Genomic DNA, 19367 nt, shown 5'->3' with positions numbered 1-19367 from the left:
GTTTACTAGGATTTAAAAACACTTTATAATCAATCGCGAATACACTGAAACTAGGGTTTTTTAGTGTGAAAAAGGAGGAACATATTCTCGTGAAAAAACTACTAATTATTGGCTCAGTTATTGTTTTGCTATTTGCAGCAATTATTGTGCTAACAAATGTATCGAACAAAAGTAAGTTAGCAAGTGCAAATAATCCTTATGGCGACAAAGAACTAAAACAAGAAACAATTGATCAATTGGATGACAAAAATTATCAAAACATTATGCTTCCTGATGAGCTCGAAAAAAAATTGGAAGCCGGTGAAGATGTAAATGCTTATTTCTTCAGTCCAACTTGCGTGCACTGCCAAGCTTTTACACCTAAGTTAATGCCAATTGCTGATGAGCTTGGTGTTGATATTGCCCAACTAAATGTTTATGAATACAATGATTTATGGGATAAATACAAAATTAATGCGACACCAACATTTATTCGCTTCGAAGGTGGCAAAGAGGTTACCCGTTTTGAAGGTGCATTAGCAGAAAAAGATTTACGTGCATTTTTAAATACAATAGTATTAAAAAAATAAGAAAAGCTGAGACTGTATCAAAAGTTATTTTGATCAGTCTTTTTTGATTTTTGTAGTGTATACTAAATATACTGAGGTGCTGTATATTGGAGGAATATTGAATGACTATGGATGATTATTTTTATAACGGAGAGTTAATGAAATGCTATGAGATGGCTAAGCAAGTTACAGATGAAAAAGAGAAAGCGTTAGCTGATAAATATATTAAATTATTGGAAGAGTATGATTTTTCTAGCTATCCAAAGCCTAGGCTGTCTGTGGAAAGTCAGCATACAGAACGAGCAGATGAAAGCTATCCTGAATCAGATGCCGTCGTCGAAATTCGTGCGATAAAAGATGAAGAAGAGTTTTCTAAGCGTATTAAAGAACTAGAGGATATAGCGAAAACAGGTACGCCAAATGAAAAGGCACAATCATTTTTTACACAGGGTGAATTGTTTTTGTTTGCACATCATTACAATGAGAGTGTCCATTGTTTTAAACAAGCAGTAAAAGAAAACCCAAATAAAGCTTTATATTGGGGGATCACAGGTCAAACGATGCATCGCTTTGGGTGGATGCCATTCGATGCCCTTGGCTATTTGGAGCAAGCTATTTATTTAGATGCAAAAAATGCACGATGGAAATGGAATAAAGCGCTTGTCCTTATTCAATTAGCGAAGGATTTACAGATGGCACCGTTTATGGCAAATGCAGCGATAACATTAGAGGAGGCGCTGGCTGTTTGTGGCGAGCATCAGCGATCATTAAAAGAGGCTATCCAAAATACAATAGATAATATGGATAGCTATGTATTTTCATAGTAGATAGAAGATGTCTCTAAAGCTGAGGCATCTTTTTTATCTTTATTTAGCGTTTTTTGCAGTGATACTGATTATCCTGCATTAACGGGCAGTAAGATTCCCATCTCAACATTTCAACAAAAACAAAGAAGTAAGGTGTAAAATTTAACTGTCCGTAAAAACCCAATTGGTGAAAACTAATTCGAGGAGGATGAAGAAAACCAAAATGATAAATTTTTTTAATATTTAGTCCTAATTTTTACTCTTTTTTTAGTTGAAAAGTCGATACTTCGTGATAATTTTGTAGTATAATTATCCTAAGTTTGAAATTATTTGAGATTAAGAAGGGGAGTTATGATGTGGAAATTTAATGAGGATTTTTCATTTGTGAAGCAGAGCATTCAATTCATCCTATTATCAATGATTTTATTAATCGTAATTGGTTTGGGTAGTGATAAATTTTACGGGATATTTGGAGAGAACAATTATGTAACAATTCATTTAATGATGGAAATGCTTATTACTGTAGTGACAATGTCGATTTCTATTCAGGCATGGTTAATTACGCCCTATATTTTATCTAATAGAGTTCTCTATACAGGGGCTTTATTTTTAACCATTAGCTTATTAGAAATGGCTCATGCACTCTCCTATAAAGGAATGCCATTTTTCATTATTGAGAGTACGCCGTATGCATCAACATGGTTTTACATGCTTAGTCGATCACTATTATCGATTGGTTTTCTCATCATTTTTTTTATAAGGGAAAAGGAACTCAAATCAAATTATCGTTGGTTTATTTATAGTTTGCCGTTTGTAATAATCATAGGTTGTTTTGTCGTCATCTATGCTCCAACGCCTATATTGCCACCAATTATGATAGAAGGTGAAGGCCCTACTATTTTAAAAAATACTTTGCAATATATAGCTGTAGCGATGCATTTGTTTATTATGGTCCTGTTGCTTAAAAATTTTGAAAAAGCACCTAAAACTGCATTTTTATTGTTTGGTAGTGCGATTTATTTAATTATGAGTGATTATCTATTTACCATTTATCGAGATGTCTATGATATTAAAAATTTTATTGGACATATTTTTCAGTTAAGTGCATTTTACCTTTTATTTAGAGCAATTTATTTTTCTTCTATTGAAAAACCTTTTCAGCAGTTAGTTGATACACAAGAGCATTTAGAGAAATCTCGTGAAAAGATGCATTATATGGCATATCATAATGAGATTACGAATTTACCAAATGAACGTTTTTTGATGGAATCATTAAAAAGAGATTTATACATATCGAAATCACAAAAGGCAATTCTTGCTATCGGTATAGAAAGAATTTCGGCTATTAAAGCATCTTTAGGCAGTACATATGCGGACCAAATGATAAATCTAATAGCGCAAAGGCTGAAAAATGTTTTACCAGAGGAGTATCTACTATGCTTACTGAGAGAAGATTATTTCGTCGTTTTTATTGATGAGGTGAATAATACAGATCAACTAACCAAGCTAAGTCAACAGCTTCAATTTGTCATGGAAGAATCATTCCAAATACAACATTTTTCACTTAATAGTCAATTAAATATTGGGATTGCTTTATTTCCAACGGATTCTAATAGGGAAGAGGAACTTGTTAGATTTGCATTATATGCTATGCATGAAGCACATAAAATACCAACGCGTATACGTTTTTATGAGTCTTCAATATCTAGCGGAACGACTGAACGACTTTTATTAGAAAATGATTTACACGATGCATTAGTCAATCAAGAGCTTTTTTTAGAATATCAACCGCAACTTGATTTACAATCGGGCCAAATTAGGTCAGTAGAGGCTTTAGTCAGATGGCAGCATCCAAAAAAGGGTTGGATTTCGCCGGGAGTCTTCATTCCAATTGCTGAGGAATCGGGATTAATTATTCCTATAGGACAATGGGTGCTAGAAACAGCCTGTAAACAAGTAAAGGGTTGGGAAGCTGCAGGATTACCACCGATTAAAGTAGCGGTCAATCTGTCATTAGGCCAACTTTTTCAGCAAAATTTAGTTGAAATGATTCATAATGTTCTTGAGAAAACACAATTAGATCCACAATATTTGCAGCTAGAGATAACAGAAAGTATGACCATCAATATCGATCATATGACAACGATTTTACACCAATTGAAGGTACTTGGGGTTACAATCGCAGTAGATGATTTTGGGACAGGCTATTCGTCATTATCTTATTTAAAGGATTTCCCAATTGATTGTTTAAAAATTGATCGATCTTTTGTTCAAAAAATACAATCGGATTCCACAGACAAGGCATTAGTAGACATGATTCTCTCTATGGCAAAGCATCTACGGTTAAAGGTAGTTGCAGAAGGAATAGAAGAGATAGACCAGTTATCATATCTAGTAGCAAGCAAATGTGACACTGTACAAGGCTTCCTATTCAGTAAACCGATACCTCCAAATATATTACAAGAAAACTATCAAATGCTACATAAGGATGCAAAGAGTATTTTAGATTCAATTACTGCATTTGAAGTATAAAGTGACACTACAACAGCCTCATCATATGACGAGGCTGTTGTAGTATGAAGCTATGTAAAGAATTTATCATTAGTTATTTCAACTTCCTACAAAGAAGGCCTATACGATGCCCGTTTCTTTATATTCTACAATCATGGTATGATAGTGGGGAAATGATTTGTGATATAAAGGACGGGTTTTTTGATGGCACAAGAAGTGGTAAATAAATTTATTGAAAATGTATGTAATCATTTAGTGCGCAATATGAATATTACGAAGATTGAGGAGCACTTTAAAGAGACAATCGCGATACAGCGTAAATCAGCACAATCTCAAATTGACTTTTGGGATATGTTAATGATGAATATGCTGTATTTTACTGAAAATGAGCAAGCTTGGGAAAAAGAATTTTTGAAAATGCTCGAAAAGAAAGAGTGGTTAAAGCCCGTTGCACTTGAAGAAGAGCTTTTGATGCATCAAATGCGAGTTCGTCAACAGGTCGCGGACCAAATGGATGCTGCTAAAGAATTGTTCCACAAGCAGTATGAGGCAGAAGGCATGACAGAGGAAGATATAATATACGATTATGCTTATAGCTCTGCTGGACACTCAATGCGCATAGATTTATTAACGGTACTTGTCTCAACTCCAGAGGAATCAAAAGTACTATTTAACGCAGATCCACAAGAAACTATTCGCATTATTAACGGTTATATAGCTTATCACACGGACGGGATTATTAATAAAACAAAATTAATATAGTTTAACTCATCACTACAAGTTGGGGTGACATTTGTTAAAACGTATGTCATGTATATAAGTTGATTGGAGTGGAGACTGGGCGACTCCTTGGGGCTCATCGGACGCCCCCAGGAAGCTTTGCTCTGTGCGAAAGCAACAATGTTTTATCTGTGCGAAAGCGAAGGGACAGCAACAATGTTTTATCTGCGCGAAAGCGAAGCGTCAGCGGCAAAGCCCAGTCGGAACGGAAATCAACGCCACGTTATGGTGAGGAGCCTATAGTTTATTAAAAATGATAGCTAATATGTTATGCAGTATAATAAGGTGATACTAAGCTCACCTGAAAGGAATTTTATCGATGAATACACCATTTACATTTAAACATACACAACCAACGAATATGGATCCAAATAAAAAATATCCAGCGATCTTTTTATTGCATGGAATGGGTAGTAATGAAGAGGATTTACCACAATTAGTGCAGGATTTTAAAGAGCAATGCCATGTGTTTAGCTTACGTGGACCCATTACACAAAAGCCTGGTTATGCTTTTTTCACCATCCAAGAGGTCGGTAAACCAGACCGTGAAATTTTTGACAAAGTGTTAGTTGCATTACAACGATTTGTGCTAGAGGCAATTGACGAATATCAAATTGATCCACATAAAGTGTACGTGCTTGGATTTAGCCAAGGGGCTGTTTTGGCACAATCACTTGCCTTTGCAATGGGGAATTTAATTACAGGAATAGTGGCATTAAGCGGCTACACACCAAAATTCGTGACAGAGGAATATGCAATTCGCTCAGTCAATCATTTGCATGCATTTATTTCTCATGGTGAATATGATTATGTTATCCCTTCGCAATGGGGTGCTGAAAGTAAAGAAATGTTTGAGCAATTTGGTGCTACTGTGACATTTAAACAGTATCCAGATGGTCACGGTGTTACACCAGAAAATTTACGTGATTTAACTGCATTTTTAGCACAGGAATTACAAGATAATATTCAATGACAAATAAAATAGTCAAGGAAATCCTTAAAATGAGTTGATTTCCGTTCAAGGCTATTCTCCTAAGGGGTTATGTTGAGCCGTTCCTACGTTTATGTTGTTGACGCTTCGCTTTTATGCAGGCAAAACAGTGATGTTAAAGTTTCGTTTTTATCACTATAAATTAAAGTTACATGACAGTAAGTACATGTTTTGTGCAGTGGTTGATTGGAGTGGAGACTGAGCGACTCCTTGCGGCTCATCGGACGCCCCCAGGAAGCTCTGCTCTGCGCGAAAGCGAAGCGTCAGCGGCAAATGCTTTATCTGTGCGAAAGCGAAGCGACAGCAGTTTTATCTGTGCGAAAGCGAAGCGACAGCAACAATGTTTTATCTGTGCGAAAGCGAAGCGACAGCAACAACAAAGCGCTCAGTCGGAACGGAAATCAACCCCTCGCTTTGCCGAAGAGCTATACTTTATTTAAAATTACCCTTAATTCCATTGATATAATTAGTTTTTCAACAAAAAGAAAACCGAGACATTTAAGGATGTCTCGGTTTCGTTTTATTTTTTAGTGTATCAATCAATAATTATTTTGATAAGTTTCGATCTTTGCTAGTCACGGCAGCTACTGCATCGTGAATCGTTGTTTCAAAATGGTTGCTTTGTAATGAGGATACACCTTGAATTGTTGTCCCGCCAGGCGAGCATACTTGATCTACAAGTGACCATGGATGTTCTTGCGATTGTAAAATCATTTTTGCACTGCCGAGTACTGCATTTGCTGCAATATCAAGTGCCATGCTTTTTGGCATCCCTTCACGTACAGCAGCACGTGCTAAAGCGTCAATATACATATAGGTAAATGCGGGTGAAGCACCACCAATTGTTGTGAAAATGGAAAATAAGTGTTCAGGCACCTCGATAATTGTGCCAACTGTTTCAAAAAGTGAAATGACATGCTGAAGCTGTACATCTGATACTTGTTCACTTACTGAATAGCAGCTTGTGGAGGCACCAATAAGAGCATTAATATTTGGCATTACACGAATAATAGGGGTAACTTCAGATAGATTACCTTGGAAGTATGTAATATTTTTTCCTGCAGCAATGGAAACAATAACATGATTGTCTTGTAAATGCTTTTTCACTTCTGGTAAAACATCTGGTAGCATTTGGGGTTTGACACCAAGGATAATGACGTCACAATTTGACATAATGTCTTCAATAGAGCTTGCGGCTTGAATACCGTAAGAGGTTGCTAATTTTGTTGTTTTTGCTTTGGTACGATTATAGCCATAAATAAAAGTGGGATCGAAATCTCCACTCTTGCACATTCCTTTAATAATGGCTGTAGTCATATTTCCAAGGCCGATAAATCCGTATTTCACGTAATAGACACTCCTTCATTTACTTAACACATACATATTAGTATAGAGTAGATTGTTTTACTTGAATAGTAATATGCAAAGAATCAAGCCAATTAGGTTCAAATTCACGTCAGTCGGTGGTATTATAGAAGATGTTGTGTATGAACGTGTATCTTTATTTTCCTTCGGTAGAAGACTAGTTGGGGAGATGAATGCGATTGTTAACTCCAAGGTGTCCAAACGTGAAAGCGACAACGGCAAGTAATTGATGTTTATTCAGCAGAAAACAAAGACATAAGGAAAATCATGTACTTTATGTGAACATGGAGACAGACTCTATCTAAAAGAGGTAAAATTATAATTTGATATGTTTAACTTCTTTCAGCAGGTGTCCAAACACCCGCTGAAAGAAGTTAAAGCCTCCGGCGGATGTCACGGAATTATGCCGAGGCATAATTGATTGCAAATTTTGTCGCTTTCTATCGAGTAAAGCGTGTAGAAATTTAGAGAGAAAAGGAATTAAGATGAATGGAACAAAATCTAAAAACGGAGCATAATCCTCAATCTTCCGAAAAATCATTAGGAAAGTCCTCACGCTCTACTATTTTAGCGCAGACTATAAAAACAGGAATTATTAAATCAAATTTAATTCCTATGTGGGCTGGTTTAACTTTAGGGATGTACAAAAATAAAATGTCCTTTGTAGAGAATATACCTGAAATCATTTTTGCAACGATTGGTTCTGCACTTGTTATCGGTGCTGCTGGGGCATTTAATAATGTGTATGATCGAGACATTGACGCTCTTATGCCTCGTACGCAAAGTCGACCAACCGTAACTGGTGAAATGTCAGCGAAATTCACGTTGACTTTAGCTTTTGCCATGCTCGTTATCGGAGTAGCTGTGCTGGCGCTTGCTTCACCATTAGCTGCGGCATTTGGCTTCCTAGGATTATTTTTATATGTAGTACCCTATACAATGTGGACAAAACGACGCACAATTTATAATACAGAAATCGGTAGTATAGGAGGAGCAATACCACCTTTAATTGGTTGGGCTGCGGTTTCTTCTGATATTACACACCCTGCGATACTTGGGCTATTTTTTGTTTTAGTCATTTGGCAAATGCCTCATTTTTATGCCATTGCCATCCGTAAGCATGCCGATTATGAAGCGGCCAAAGTTCCAATGCTTCCAGTTGTAAAAGGGATGCGCCGTACTTATTATCAAACGAACTTTTATTTAATCTTATTGATATTATCAAGCTTCTTATTTGGCACTTTAAGTGTTGGCATTATGCTTGTTGCGCTATTGCTAAGTATTGCATGGCTTGTTATGAGTATTTACGGTTATCATAGTAATAAAGATCAAACAAAGTGGGCGACAAAAATGTTTGTTTTCTCACTTATCCATATGACAATTTTATTTTCAACAGTCATTGTGTACTCTTTAGTAGGCGTTATTTTTAAATTATATTAATGCTTTCATTCAGCACAAAAAGCCAACAGGTTATTCTGAACGCGCCTCCAATTGTTAGTTAGTGTCTAACAATTGGGGGGCAGTTCATCTACACTTGTTGGCTTTTCCTTTTCCACCGAGATTATTTGACGACTTGGCCATTCTAATGCGTGTAATTGACCTCCAAAAACAGCTCCACCATCAATACCAATTATATTATTTTCACCAAAATAGACATTGTAATCTGTTGGATTTTGGTGAAGCCTGTAGGTAGGTGTATGTCCAAAGATTACAGTTTTCTCTCCTTGATAACCTGCATGAAATTCTTCGCGAATCCATAAAAATTGCATAGGATCTGTCTCTGCCATAGCTACTCCAGGAACGACCCCGCCATGTACAAAAATGGCATCCTCTAATTCGATGTAAGTATCAAATGTTTCGATAAGTTGTAAATGTTCTTCGAGCTTTGGTAAGGTCTGAATAAAGCTAGGTAATGTATCGTTTTCAATGGCTTCATTAAAATCGTCTAATTGATAGCCATAGCTTGCAAGTGTTGCATCACCACCGCAAAGTCCCACCCAATGATTCCAAGGCTTAGGATGGCCAGAGCGACAGGCTTTTAGCATAATCGCTTCATGATTTCCTAGTAGAACACGTGCCCCTTTTGCTTGCAATTCTCCGACCAAGTTTAAAACACCACAAGATGCATGCCCTCGATCAATATAATCGCCAAGTAAAAATAGCTGATCTTGCATAGTATCATAATTAGCTTTTAATAATAATCCTTCAAAAAGTTCTAATTCCCCATGTATATCACTAATTGCTAGTATTCGATCCATCCAATAGCATCCTTTCCAGTATTAGAGCAGTTATTTTAAGTATAGAGAATAGTTCTATAAAATTCGACTGATCTAACTTTACACCAAAAGATTGATTGTAAAGTTATCACTCCATCCCACTAGTTTCTAGTTACACTTTATCATATGACGAGGTGAATCCATTTCCTTATTCATTTGTCTATAGTTTTGGATAGCGAGGGGAGAGAATTATTTGCTACCAGGTGTAAAAATTAACCATTTTTATCCATTTTAATTAATTAGAAGGCTCTGATTTCCGCTACGGACTACTCGCTTTCCTGCGGGAGAGCGTCGAGCCGCTGCGTTGCCGCTGACATTCGTTTTCGTGCAGATAAAACAGTATCGCTGTCGCACAGAAAACATTCGCTCCGTGCAGGGTCTCGTCTGTCTAAAAGCATCACGTCCTGTGATAACGCCTTCGTGACCAACCTCGTATTGGCACAAGTGGCTCATCGGACGCCCCCAGGAAGCTTTGCTCTGTGCGAAAGCGAAGCGACAGCAACAATGTTTTATCTGTGCGAAAGCGAAGCGACAGCAACAATATTTTAACTGTGCGAAAGCGAAGCGACAGCAACAATGTTTTATCTGTGCGAAAGCGAAGCGACAGCAACAATGTTTTATCTGTGCGAAAGCGAAGCGACAGCAACAATGTTTTATCTGTGCGAAAGCGAAGCGACAGCAACAATGTTTTATCTGTGCGAAAGCGAAGCGACAGCAACAATGTTTTATCTGTGCGAAAGCGAAGCGACAGCAACAATGTTTTATCTGTGCGAAAGCGAAGCGACAGCAACAATGTTTTATCTGTGCGAAAGCGAAGCGACAGCAACAATGTTTTATCTGTGCGAAAGCGAAGCGACAGCAACAATGTTTTATCTGTGCGAAAGCGAAGCGACAGCAACAATGTTTTATCTGTGCGAAAGCGAAGCGACAGCAACAATGTTTTATCTGTGCGAAAGCGAAGCGACAGCAACAATGTTTTATCTGTGCGAAAGCGAAGCGACAGCAACAATGTTTTATCTGTGCGAAAGCGAAGCGACAGCAACAATGTTTTATCTGTGCGAAAGCGAAGCGACAGCAACAATGTTTTATCTGTGCGAAAGCGAAGCGACAGCAACAATGTTTTATCTGTGCGAAAGCGAAGCGACAGCAACAATGTTTTATCTGTGCGAAAGCGAAGCGACAGCAACAATATTTTACCTGTGCGAAAGCGAAGCGACAGCAACAATGTTTTACCTGTGCGAAAGCGAAGCGACAGCAACAATATTTTACCTGTGCGAAAGCGAAGCGACAGCAACAATGTTTTATCTGTGCGAAAGCGAAGCGACAGCAACAAAGCGCCCAGTCGGAACAGAAAACCACATGTTATGGTGATGAGCCTGATTAACACGCCTGATATTTTTTGCATTATAGGAGGTACGGACTGTAGTATTAATCGCGCTGAAAGTAGAAGATTTTGGATATAATAATTCTACTATAAAGCGCGAGATAATATTTAATTATTCATTAAGCTCTTCCCATGCTTGCTTGGCTATTGACTCGTCAAATGTTGATAGTAGTCGATAGTTGTCTTTATCTAAAATTCGAAAATGTTGACTAATGACGTTTTGTTGTAGGCGATAACCATTGTACTCGCTAAGGCATTTCCACCATATGTATCCGCCCATCGTTTTTTCCCTAGGATGTAACGTTCCATTATTAGCGATTAAGTCGACAACCTCAAGTGGGTCACCACCGAGCTCATGCTGTAAAATTGAGCTTTCTCGGCATAATGCGCAAACCGCAACCGTTGTGGTCCAGCCAGTTTGAATGCGTCCTTTTTCAATTTGAACAAGTGTTTTTTTAGAGATTCCTAGTAAATCACTCATCTGATCCTGTGTTAAATCTTTTTCAGTACGGATTAATTTCAGTTTTTCTGAAATAAGTGTGATTAATTGTTCACGGTTCATCCAAACACCCTTTCTTTCAGATAGTTACATACAATTATACATGAAAGTAGTAAGTGGCGTTTCTGTTTCACAAGTATTTGTCGTTAAAACGTAGGTATGCAATTAATAATTGCAACGAAAAAAAACAGACTGCCCAGAAATCTATTCATTGGACAGTCTGTTAGATATTTAAAGTTCGTATTTTTTCGTATCAGAAATAACGCGGAAATGGATTCCTTTAATTTGAGCGCTTACTTTATGACGTAGTGTATCAATATCTACTAGCTCATCTTTATCATTGACACATTCTGCGATCTCTTGTAGTAGCTTCGTAAATGCCTCTTTGAAGAGTGAACGCATATTATCAAAATCTAGACTACGGAAATTTCCGTCAATATCAAATGCCTCTACAGAATTTAATTGCTTTGAAGCTCCAGCAAAGCGATCATCGTACACTGTATAGTTTTCATCAGTTACAACGATAATATATAATACTTCACCTGTAATCGTTTTTAATTCAATGTTAGTTTTGTGTTTTTTGACGTCGGTAATGATGTGAATACCGTCCGAATGATAAAGTTTAAACAATTTCATTTGTGATGCCCCCTGAAAATAGAATCATATCCATATATTCATTATATATGGATATGCCTATTAATGGAATAAGGCAAAAGTATTTGGAAAAACTAAAATAGCCCTATTTGAATGATAATTGTAAAGCTAAAGTTGTTATAAACTATCAAGAAAATCGTATTATGCTTCTATTACAGTGGGTACAGTTTTGCGAAGGGGACGAACCTCGATGTAATGAATTTGATGGCCTTGCTGCTCATATATGCTAAAAACATATGAGGCTAACTCGATATTTTTAGTTGCTTTAATGCCATTATTCACTGTTAAAAACCAACCGCCCAATGTTTCAACTTCCTCTGCATCAAGTGTTACATTTAATAGATTTTCAACATCTTCAATAAGCATTTTTGCATTTAAAATATAGTGATTATCACTTACTTTTCGGATTTCTGCAATTTCATCATCGTCAAATTCATCGCGAATCTCACCTACAATTTCTTCTAAAATATCCTCGACTGTAACAAGGCCGGATGTCCCGCCGTATTCATCCATTAAAATAGCCATATGAATTCGCTCTTTTTGCATACGCACAAGTAATTTTTGAATTGGAATCGTTTCAATTACTCGAATTACAGGATTAATGAAATCTTCAAGGACTAAAGAATCGTCTGTTAGCTGCTCAAGCAAACCGTGTGTAAACAATTCCTTCGCGTTGATGAAGCCTAAAATATTATCACGATCACCATCATAAACAGGATAACGAGTATATTTTTCAGCGTCTATAAAATGAATGATATTTGTAAAAGATTCATTTTTTTCGATGCCAGCAATTTCTGTTCGAGGAACCATTATTTCACGAGCGATACGTTCATCAAATTCAAAGACATTATTCACAAACTTCAGCTCTGTCTTATTGATTTCACCACTTTTAAAGCTTTCAGATAGCAGTAATCGTAATTCTTCCTCTGTATGTGATAATTCATGCTCAGAAGCAGGCTTCATACCAAATAGGCCAACTAATACTCGAGCTGAACCGTTCAAGAACCAGATAAATGGATACATCACTTTATAGAACAACATAATAGGTTTGGCAAAACGAAGTGTAATCGTTTCAGCCTTTTGAATCGCAGCAGTTTTTGGTGCTAACTCGCCGATAACAACGTGTAAAAATGTTGCAATGGCAAAAGCGCTACCAATTGTGAAAATCGTCATATATTTATCTGAAATGCCGATCATTGCAAAAAGAGGGTGTAGCATAAATTCAAAGGTTTTTTCACCGACCATCCCGATACCAAGTGCTGTTACAGTGATTCCAAGCTGACAGGCAGATAGGTATTCGTCTAAATGACTGACAACATGCTTTGCAGAGATGGCTCTTTTATTGCCCTCCGCAATCAATTGGTCAAGCCTTGAGGAACGTACTTTGACAATGGCAAATTCTGTTGCCACGAAAAAACCAGTAAAAGCTAATAAAATGGTAAAAATCGATAAGTTAAGTATGGTCTCCAAATAGTCGTTCTGTATGAACAGAACGTCACCTCCTAATTATGAATAAGTAAAAGCAAAGATTGCATGAGTGCAACACTTTCGGGTGAAACATTTTTTTTAATCTTTTCAATATTTTTATTGTCTTGTTTGTTCATTTGTTCAAGTAGAGAAGTTACATCCTGCTCTAAGTCTTGCATTTTTAAACGCAGCATTTGTACATCGATTTCTTCATACGGAGTGATGTTTAGTTCATGTTGTATTTCTATGAGTGAAAGACCCTCCTGTTTGCGTTGCTCAATAAAATGAAGTCGTTCAATCATTGCAGGGGTATAGTAGCGATAATTTGATGTAGAACGTTCTGCTTCCAACAGGCCAATGTTTGTATAATAATCGATTGTTCTTTTTGTAATGCCTGTTATTTCTGCAAGTTCACCAATTTTTAATTTCTCTGTCCCAATACAAACACCTCCGAACCATCACGTGATACTTTGATTATAACGTGATGGTTTAATAGTTTTCAAATAATAGGGTACAATATTTCAAAATTGTAAGATTCCCTTTTGGGGAGTACCTGGAACGGAAATCAACCCCTCGTTTTGCCGAAGAACCATACTTTAATTAATATGACACTATAATTTTTTTCAAAAATATATAGCTTTTCTAACGACTAAATGTTAGAAAAGCTACGAAGTTTATTTTTGTAAATATGTATTGTATAGGTGATGAAGTGCATCTTCGCCAGTCATTTCTAGAATTGTTTCATCATTAAATACAAGTGTTACATTTGTAGAAGAGCTATCAATTTTATTGTTCATTATCGTACATGTAACAGTTACTACACCTGTTTCAGCGAGTTGTTTTTTCATGGTATCATCCCACGTCTGCTCATAAAATAGTGGTGCTTGCCATGTGCCTCTCACATGAAGCTCTCTTTTTTCAGCGTCATAATCCATGCGTGTGTCACGTAAAATAGTTTTAAATAGGTCATTAACCGTAAAAGATGTGTCTTTATAGTTAATGGCAATTGCTCGTATAGCATGTACATCACGACTAACTGCACTAGCTGCGGAGTCTGCTGCTGAATTTATGCCTGTAGCCGCTTCTTTAATTTCGGATAGTCGATCCCCGCAGCCAGCTAGCAAGGCACAAAAACATGTTATACAAGCTACCTTTGTCATCCATTTCACAAGTAGTCCCTCCAGTATTGCAAGTTGTTACTACTATATTAACGAAAAGAAAAATGTGAAGAAAGGGCATGATGGCGGCAGATTGTGACGGTTTTGCAACGATGCGACCTCCACTTGAATGTTCAAGAAATTGGAAGTTTAAGTGTCTGAAAATTTAGTAAATTCATAAAAGAAAGGGAGCGGTTTGTGATGAAGATTAATGATGAATTACTTGAACGATTAGGGACTTATTTTGTGTATCATGCTGTTTACGAAAACTATGGTATTACCTTTGAAAATTTTGTTGAGCGTTGGTTGCGGGGGATACTTGAGATATAAAAGAAGTAGAGTCGTGTTCAATACATGAACACGACTCTTTTGTTTATTTAAAATAGTTGGTGATAAATTGGTTGGCTTCTTGCCAATTATAAACTCGTACGACATTGTCCGGAACAGCAAGACGATTATACGGAGTGTCAAATAATACGACAGGTATTTTTAATTCCTCCGCAAGCATGACCGCATTATCATGCTTATCCTCAAAAAATGCCTCAACACCATGTCTTTTTGCAACGGAAACCTTATCGTGACTACCGATGAGCTCGATATGATCGTACGGAATAGATTGTGATTTAAACCAATTTACCGTAACATCTGATACGTTCTCACCACGAGCAGAGATGTAATAAAGTTCGTAGTTTTCTTTCCACGTATTTAAAATATCTTTCACATCTTTAGCTGCTTCAGATACTTCGTACATAAATGGCTCATTTTCTTTAAACCATGTATTAAATGCTACACGATCAACAGGGTGGGGAAATGCTGATAAAAAATCATATTCGCACACATCGTCCAGTGTAATATTTACATTGTATTGTTTATTGATATGTGGAATGAGTGTACTAGGACATGTCACCGTTCCATCGATATCAATACCAAAGCGGGGCTTTTTCATGCTAGCACCTCCTAGGCGTTCGCTTTTTCTGCTTCTTCTGCCGCACGTTTTTCTGCCATTTCAGCTGCTAATTTATCGATTTCCTTTTTCAACTCTTCTACCATTGTTTCTTCAGGCACTTTACGAACTGTTTTGCCTTTCATAAATAGTAAACCTTCACCACGAGCACCAGCAATACCGATATCGGCTTCGCGTGCTTCACCAGGACCGTTTACCGCACAGCCAAGAACAGCTACTTTTAACGGTACATTAAGTTTAGAAATATATTCTTCTACTTCATTGGCAATTGAAATTAAGTCAATTTCGATGCGACCACATGTTGGGCATGAAATCAGGGTTGCCATATTAGAAGCAAGACCGAATGATTTTAATAGCTCACGTGCTACTTTTATCTCTTCAACAGGATCAGCAGATAGAGAAATACGTAATGTATTACCAATTCCTTTTGATAGGATTGCACCAAGGCCAGCCGCAGATTTTACAGTACCAGCAAATAATGTACCTGATTCTGTAATCCCTAAGTGTAGAGGGTAATTAAAAGCTTTAGACGCTTTCTCATAGGCTTCAATCGCTAGATTTACGTCTGATGCCTTCATGGATACGATAATATCGTGGAAGTCCAAGTCTTCTAAAATTTTAATGTGGTGAAGGGCAGATTCTACCATACCGTCTGCAGTAGGGTAACCATATTTTTCTAAAATATGACGCTCTAATGAACCAGCGTTTACCCCGATACGAATTGGAATACCTTTAGCCTTAGCTGCATTAACAACAGCCTCTACTTTTTCTTTACGCCCAATATTACCTGGGTTAATACGAACTTTATCGATACCATTTTCAATTGCTTTTAATGCTAATTTATAGTCAAAGTGAATATCAGCTACTAATGGAATATGGATACGTTTTTTTATTTCTGCAATCGCATCCGCTGCACGCTCATCTGGTACTGCGACACGAACAATTTGACAGCCCGCTTCCTCAAGACGAAGAATTTCTGCTACTGTTGCTTCGACATCATGTGTTTTTGTTGTACACATACTTTGAATGAATAATTCATTACTACCACCAATTGTTAAGTTACCGACACGCACGGGACGTGTATTTGAACGGTGACAAATTTCACTCATTAACTTTCTCTCCTTTTCGGGCCATACTTTCGACCGTCACTGACATTTATTTTAGCAGTGTAAGAAAATAAGGACAAGGAAGAAACGCTAACTTTTCATTTTCCACATTTGTTTTCAAATTCAAATGACAGAGGAAGCTTAATATTTTCACCAGGAATAAGTGCCTGTAATTGTAAGTGTGGGTTTAATTCATAAAATAGCTGTAATCGTTCAGGAAAGGTCATGGGTACTTTTGCAGGATGTAGTGCGAATAAGCTGTGAAGGGTATCGCCTTGAATAGTCTGTACAGTGATATAATTGGGCTCTCGCTGTTTTTCACAAAGGGCGTTTTCTGTATTTTTCGGATAAAAGGCTGCGAGATGTAATGACCCTTCTGTTAAATCTACTTTTATGACAAAGGCAAAAATAATGATGATAGCTGTTAACACTAATGCACGCAAAAAATCCCCTCCTTTTCTACACTATATTTAGAAGAGAGGGGATTCATGCACATTATTTTGAGATTGGTTGTTTTGGATATTTTGTCAAGGCTACGATTAATAGAGTCATCGTTAACAGTAATGAAAAAACAGAGATAATTGTACTGTTAATCGGTAGATAATCTGAAAGCATACTTATAAGAATTGCCCAAGTCATAGCAAATGTTGTAGTACGCCAAATATGACGATATTCACCGCGACGCTTCATGATTTTTAAGATAAATAGACCTGCCAATGCATAGAGAGCAATTTGTGCAAAAATAAGCATCGTTGTAAAAACAAAAAGCATGATGAATGTCACGGGATACAATAACCATTTAATGCCTTCTATGTATTCTGTTATGCCATTTAAACTATCCATATCAAATGTATCGACAGACATACCAGCCGTAAAACGACCAAAAGAGAAAACTGTAACAACAGTAATTAGAAGAAAGGTATATTGGATGACTTTTCCGATAGGTAATAAACGATAGGCAGCTAGTTTTTTGGGATGAATTAAGCTATCGATAAATAGTTGTGAGTGTTTCATAACATATCTCCTCCAATCGCTATTTTACCATGTTCAACTTTCACAAGATATGAAATAAGTAATAATAACGGAGGATACGATAATGAAATGTTAACATTATGTAAAGAAGTTAAAGGTTTTCTTTACTTTTTGTACACTATCATTTAAAGATTAGGAATAGAGTAGTAGAGACGTAAGAATTGGAGCGAATACAATTGACAATAGATTGGCAAAGCATACTGTTTCAATTTTTAGGTGGTTTAGGAGTCTTTTTATTTTCCATTAAATTTATGGGGGATGGGCTCCAAAAATCAGCAGATGATCGACTGCGTGAATGGTTGAATCGTTTTACAACAAATCCTTTAATGGGTGTGTTAGTGGGCATAATTGTGACGATTTGTATCCAGTCGAGCTCTGCCACGACAGTGATTACGGTTGGGCTAGTGAGTGCAGGCTTTTTAACATTGCGTCAAGCAATTGGCGTCATCATGGGAGCAAATATTGGCACGACAATAACCGCATTTATTATTGGTATTAATATCGGCATTTATTTTTATCCATTATTGGCGATTGGAGCTGGATTGTTATTTTTCTTTAAGAAAGCGACGTACCAGCATATTGGGCAAATAGTATTTGGCTTTGGGGGATTATTTTTAGGATTAGAGCTAATGAGTGCAAGCATGCAGTCACTTCATCAATTAGCAGATTTAACATCATTAACGCTTCATCTAAGTAGTCAGCCCATTGTAGGGATTTTTCTAGGAACCGTTTTTACATTGCTTGTTCAAAGCTCAACAGCAACTGTTGGCGTGCTACAGGGCTTGTATGCTGAGCATTTAATTGGTTTAGATAGTGCATTACCTATTTTATTTGGCGAAAATATAGGCACGACTATTACAGCAGTTTTAGCTTCACTCGGTGCTTCTATATATGCTAAACGTGCAGCGGCGGCCCATGTGCTATTCAATGTTATAGGTACTATCATTTTCATGGTGTTTTTCACACCATTTATGCAGTATGTTCAGTGGATTAGTGGGTTACTCCATTTAGAAGCGAAAATGCAAATAGCGATAGCGCATGGCTCATTTAATGTTATTAACATGATGATTCAGCTACCATTTATCGCAGGATTGGCTACACTCGTCACGAAGTTAGTTCCTGGACATGATGGAAATATTGATGTGACAACGAAGCATTTAGATCCATCATTCATTGATTCCTCTCCGGCGATTGCACTTGGTCAAGCGAAGGAGGAAGTGTTACGCATGGGTGAGCATGCACTCCATGGTTTAGAAGAAACATTTTTATATATGAAAACAGGTGAAGCTACTCATATTCCTACAGTTTTACAGTTAGAAGTGGCTCTCAATCATTTAGATAAGGAAATTACGAATTATTTAGTGATGGTGTCTAAGCAACCACTCTCTCGTGCAGACTCAGTAAGACACCATACACTTTTAACAAATGTACGAGACATTGAACGTATAGGCGATCATTTTGAAAATATTTTAGAGCTTCTTCAATATAAAGATCATCATGAGGTAAATTTAAGTAAGTCAGCACGACAAGATTTAATAGGCATGTTTAGCTTAGCAATTGAAGCTGTTCGTAAGAGCATAGAGGCTCTGGATACGGCAAGTTTGAGCTTGGCACAAGAAGTAACTGAGCTCGAAAGCTTGATAGATGACATGGAAGATAAGCTAAGACAAAAGCATATTGCACGCTTAAATAAAAATGAATGTAATGGAGCTGCAGGAATCGTCTATACAGATATCGTTAGCAATTTAGAGCGTATAGGAGATCATGCTGTTAATATAGCTGACTCTATTTTAGGAATTCGACATTAAAAGAACGAAACTTTTAGCT

At 37.0% G+C, this 19367-nt stretch carries 24 protein-coding genes; 13 read left to right on the top strand and 11 right to left on the bottom strand.

Translation table 11 applies throughout. From position 1 onward, the window contains the following. Window positions 1-89: 89 nt before the first annotated feature. From AN161_RS15160 to AN161_RS28915, 7 genes are all read left to right on the top strand, one after another. Complete coding sequence (locus AN161_RS15160) at window positions 90-569, top strand: thioredoxin family protein (protein ID WP_053595181.1); 480 nt, start codon at window positions 90-92, stop codon at window positions 567-569. A 101-nt stretch (window positions 570-670) separates the two neighbouring features. After that, window positions 671-1372, top strand: coding sequence for an O-linked GlcNAc transferase (locus tag AN161_RS15155; RefSeq protein WP_053595180.1), 702 nt, complete (start codon window positions 671-673; stop codon window positions 1370-1372). Window positions 1373-1705: 333 nt separating this feature from the next. After that, complete coding sequence (locus tag AN161_RS15150; protein ID WP_143114835.1) at window positions 1706-3886, top strand: EAL domain-containing protein; 2181 nt, start codon at window positions 1706-1708, stop codon at window positions 3884-3886. Between the two features lie 183 nt (window positions 3887-4069). Continuing rightward, window positions 4070-4627, top strand: coding sequence for a hypothetical protein (locus AN161_RS15145; protein ID WP_053595179.1), 558 nt, complete (start codon window positions 4070-4072; stop codon window positions 4625-4627). Between the two features lie 87 nt (window positions 4628-4714). Continuing rightward, window positions 4715-4888 carry a hypothetical protein gene (locus tag AN161_RS29710; RefSeq protein ID WP_158003034.1) on the top strand — a complete coding sequence of 58 codons (174 nt, stop codon included), beginning with the start codon at window positions 4715-4717 and terminating at the stop codon, window positions 4886-4888. A gap of 76 nt (window positions 4889-4964) precedes the next feature. Further along, a complete protein-coding gene (locus AN161_RS15140) occupies window positions 4965-5618 on the top strand; it encodes an alpha/beta fold hydrolase (RefSeq protein WP_053595178.1) in 654 nt (217 codons plus the stop codon). A 209-nt stretch (window positions 5619-5827) separates the two neighbouring features. Further along, window positions 5828-6076: a hypothetical protein gene (locus AN161_RS28915; RefSeq protein ID WP_143114832.1), complete on the top strand. Its 249-nt coding sequence runs from the start codon at window positions 5828-5830 to the stop codon at window positions 6074-6076. A gap of 106 nt (window positions 6077-6182) precedes the next feature. Here the strand turns inward: AN161_RS28915 and proC are convergent, their stop codons facing one another. Further along, window positions 6183-6983: a pyrroline-5-carboxylate reductase gene (gene proC / locus AN161_RS15135; RefSeq protein ID WP_053595177.1), complete on the bottom strand. Its 801-nt coding sequence runs from the start codon at window positions 6981-6983 to the stop codon at window positions 6183-6185. A 61-nt stretch (window positions 6984-7044) separates the two neighbouring features. Here proC and AN161_RS28910 point away from each other — a divergent pair, with 61 nt between their 5' ends. Together AN161_RS28910 and cyoE are read left to right on the top strand one after the other, a co-directional pair. Beyond that, the gene (locus AN161_RS28910) at window positions 7045-7227 is read left to right on the top strand and encodes a hypothetical protein (protein ID WP_143114829.1); all 183 of its coding nucleotides are present in this window, start codon (window positions 7045-7047) and stop codon (window positions 7225-7227) included. Window positions 7228-7490: 263 nt separating this feature from the next. Further along, window positions 7491-8441, top strand: coding sequence for a heme o synthase (gene cyoE / locus AN161_RS15130; RefSeq protein ID WP_053595176.1), 951 nt, complete (start codon window positions 7491-7493; stop codon window positions 8439-8441). Between the two features lie 65 nt (window positions 8442-8506). Here cyoE and AN161_RS15125 read toward each other — a convergent pair whose 3' ends face one another. Next, window positions 8507-9259, bottom strand: coding sequence for a metallophosphoesterase (locus AN161_RS15125; protein WP_053595175.1), 753 nt, complete (start codon window positions 9257-9259; stop codon window positions 8507-8509). 438 nt (window positions 9260-9697) lie between these two features. Here AN161_RS15125 and AN161_RS31070 point away from each other — a divergent pair, with 438 nt between their 5' ends. Further along, window positions 9698-9826: a hypothetical protein gene (locus AN161_RS31070; protein ID WP_277815952.1), complete on the top strand. Its 129-nt coding sequence runs from the start codon at window positions 9698-9700 to the stop codon at window positions 9824-9826. A gap of 27 nt (window positions 9827-9853) precedes the next feature. Beyond that, window positions 9854-10648 carry a hypothetical protein gene (locus AN161_RS15120; RefSeq protein ID WP_143114826.1) on the top strand — a complete coding sequence of 265 codons (795 nt, stop codon included), beginning with the start codon at window positions 9854-9856 and terminating at the stop codon, window positions 10646-10648. 125 nt (window positions 10649-10773) lie between these two features. Here the strand turns inward: AN161_RS15120 and AN161_RS15115 are convergent, their stop codons facing one another. The 5 genes from AN161_RS15115 to AN161_RS15095 form a co-directional block, all read right to left on the bottom strand. Next, window positions 10774-11223 carry a helix-turn-helix transcriptional regulator gene (locus tag AN161_RS15115; protein WP_053595173.1) on the bottom strand — a complete coding sequence of 150 codons (450 nt, stop codon included), beginning with the start codon at window positions 11221-11223 and terminating at the stop codon, window positions 10774-10776. 168 nt (window positions 11224-11391) lie between these two features. Further along, window positions 11392-11796: a hypothetical protein gene (locus tag AN161_RS15110; protein ID WP_053595172.1), complete on the bottom strand. Its 405-nt coding sequence runs from the start codon at window positions 11794-11796 to the stop codon at window positions 11392-11394. Window positions 11797-11955: 159 nt separating this feature from the next. Further along, window positions 11956-13284: a hemolysin family protein gene (locus AN161_RS15105; protein ID WP_053595171.1), complete on the bottom strand. Its 1329-nt coding sequence runs from the start codon at window positions 13282-13284 to the stop codon at window positions 11956-11958. A gap of 32 nt (window positions 13285-13316) precedes the next feature. Next, complete coding sequence (locus AN161_RS15100) at window positions 13317-13658, bottom strand: MerR family transcriptional regulator (protein WP_241774580.1); 342 nt, start codon at window positions 13656-13658, stop codon at window positions 13317-13319. 297 nt (window positions 13659-13955) lie between these two features. After that, window positions 13956-14441, bottom strand: a complete 486-nt coding sequence (locus tag AN161_RS15095) for a hypothetical protein (RefSeq protein WP_241774579.1) — start codon at window positions 14439-14441, stop codon at window positions 13956-13958. A 198-nt stretch (window positions 14442-14639) separates the two neighbouring features. On the opposite strand from AN161_RS15095, the gene AN161_RS31065 reads away from it, so the two are divergent. Further along, window positions 14640-14768 carry a hypothetical protein gene (locus AN161_RS31065; RefSeq protein WP_277815951.1) on the top strand — a complete coding sequence of 43 codons (129 nt, stop codon included), beginning with the start codon at window positions 14640-14642 and terminating at the stop codon, window positions 14766-14768. Between the two features lie 43 nt (window positions 14769-14811). Here AN161_RS31065 and AN161_RS15090 read toward each other — a convergent pair whose 3' ends face one another. The 4 genes from AN161_RS15090 to AN161_RS15075 form a co-directional block, all read right to left on the bottom strand. Next, the gene (locus tag AN161_RS15090) at window positions 14812-15384 is read right to left on the bottom strand and encodes a nucleotidase (RefSeq protein ID WP_053595168.1); all 573 of its coding nucleotides are present in this window, start codon (window positions 15382-15384) and stop codon (window positions 14812-14814) included. Between the two features lie 11 nt (window positions 15385-15395). Further along, window positions 15396-16511, bottom strand: a complete 1116-nt coding sequence (gene ispG / locus AN161_RS15085; RefSeq protein WP_053595167.1) for a flavodoxin-dependent (E)-4-hydroxy-3-methylbut-2-enyl-diphosphate synthase — start codon at window positions 16509-16511, stop codon at window positions 15396-15398. A gap of 95 nt (window positions 16512-16606) precedes the next feature. Next, a complete protein-coding gene (locus tag AN161_RS15080) occupies window positions 16607-16951 on the bottom strand; it encodes a hypothetical protein (RefSeq protein WP_053595166.1) in 345 nt (114 codons plus the stop codon). 52 nt (window positions 16952-17003) lie between these two features. Next, window positions 17004-17522 (bottom strand): DUF1189 family protein, encoded by a 519-nt coding sequence (locus tag AN161_RS15075; protein ID WP_053595165.1) that lies wholly within the window; start codon window positions 17520-17522, stop codon window positions 17004-17006. Window positions 17523-17716: 194 nt separating this feature from the next. Here AN161_RS15075 and AN161_RS15070 point away from each other — a divergent pair, with 194 nt between their 5' ends. Beyond that, window positions 17717-19348: a Na/Pi cotransporter family protein gene (locus AN161_RS15070; RefSeq protein WP_053595164.1), complete on the top strand. Its 1632-nt coding sequence runs from the start codon at window positions 17717-17719 to the stop codon at window positions 19346-19348. Window positions 19349-19367 lie beyond the last annotated feature (19 nt).

It is taken from the genome of Lysinibacillus sp. FJAT-14222 (assembly GCF_001278875.1).
Classification (GTDB): Bacteria; Bacillota; Bacilli; order Bacillales_A; family Planococcaceae; genus Lysinibacillus; species Lysinibacillus agricola.
Note: the sequence above shows the minus strand (reverse complement) of the source record. Positions and strands in the feature narration are given on the sequence as shown.

Bases quoted from the DNA above. Each gene is read 5' to 3' on its own strand.
- AN161_RS15155 (WP_053595180.1), top strand. From the start codon at position 671: ATGACTATGGATGATTATTTTTATAACGGAGAGTTAATGAAATGCTAT.
- AN161_RS15150 (WP_143114835.1), top strand. From the start codon at position 1,706: ATGATGTGGAAATTTAATGAGGATTTTTCATTTGTGAAGCAGAGCATT.
- AN161_RS15145 (WP_053595179.1), top strand. From the start codon at position 4,070: ATGGCACAAGAAGTGGTAAATAAATTTATTGAAAATGTATGTAATCAT.
- AN161_RS15140 (WP_053595178.1), top strand. From the start codon at position 4,965: ATGAATACACCATTTACATTTAAACATACACAACCAACGAATATGGAT.
- cyoE (WP_053595176.1), top strand. From the start codon at position 7,491: ATGGAACAAAATCTAAAAACGGAGCATAATCCTCAATCTTCCGAAAAA.
- AN161_RS15125 (WP_053595175.1), bottom strand. From the start codon at position 9,259: ATGGATCGAATACTAGCAATTAGTGATATACATGGGGAATTAGAACTT.
- AN161_RS15120 (WP_143114826.1), top strand. From the start codon at position 9,854: ATGTTTTATCTGTGCGAAAGCGAAGCGACAGCAACAATGTTTTATCTG.
- AN161_RS15115 (WP_053595173.1), bottom strand. From the start codon at position 11,223: ATGAACCGTGAACAATTAATCACACTTATTTCAGAAAAACTGAAATTA.
- AN161_RS15110 (WP_053595172.1), bottom strand. From the start codon at position 11,796: ATGAAATTGTTTAAACTTTATCATTCGGACGGTATTCACATCATTACC.
- AN161_RS15095 (WP_241774579.1), bottom strand. From the start codon at position 14,441: ATGACAAAGGTAGCTTGTATAACATGTTTTTGTGCCTTGCTAGCTGGC.
- AN161_RS31065 (WP_277815951.1), top strand. From the start codon at position 14,640: ATGAAGATTAATGATGAATTACTTGAACGATTAGGGACTTATTTTGTG.
- AN161_RS15090 (WP_053595168.1), bottom strand. From the start codon at position 15,384: ATGAAAAAGCCCCGCTTTGGTATTGATATCGATGGAACGGTGACATGT.
- ispG (WP_053595167.1), bottom strand. From the start codon at position 16,511: ATGAGTGAAATTTGTCACCGTTCAAATACACGTCCCGTGCGTGTCGGT.
- AN161_RS15075 (WP_053595165.1), bottom strand. From the start codon at position 17,522: ATGAAACACTCACAACTATTTATCGATAGCTTAATTCATCCCAAAAAA.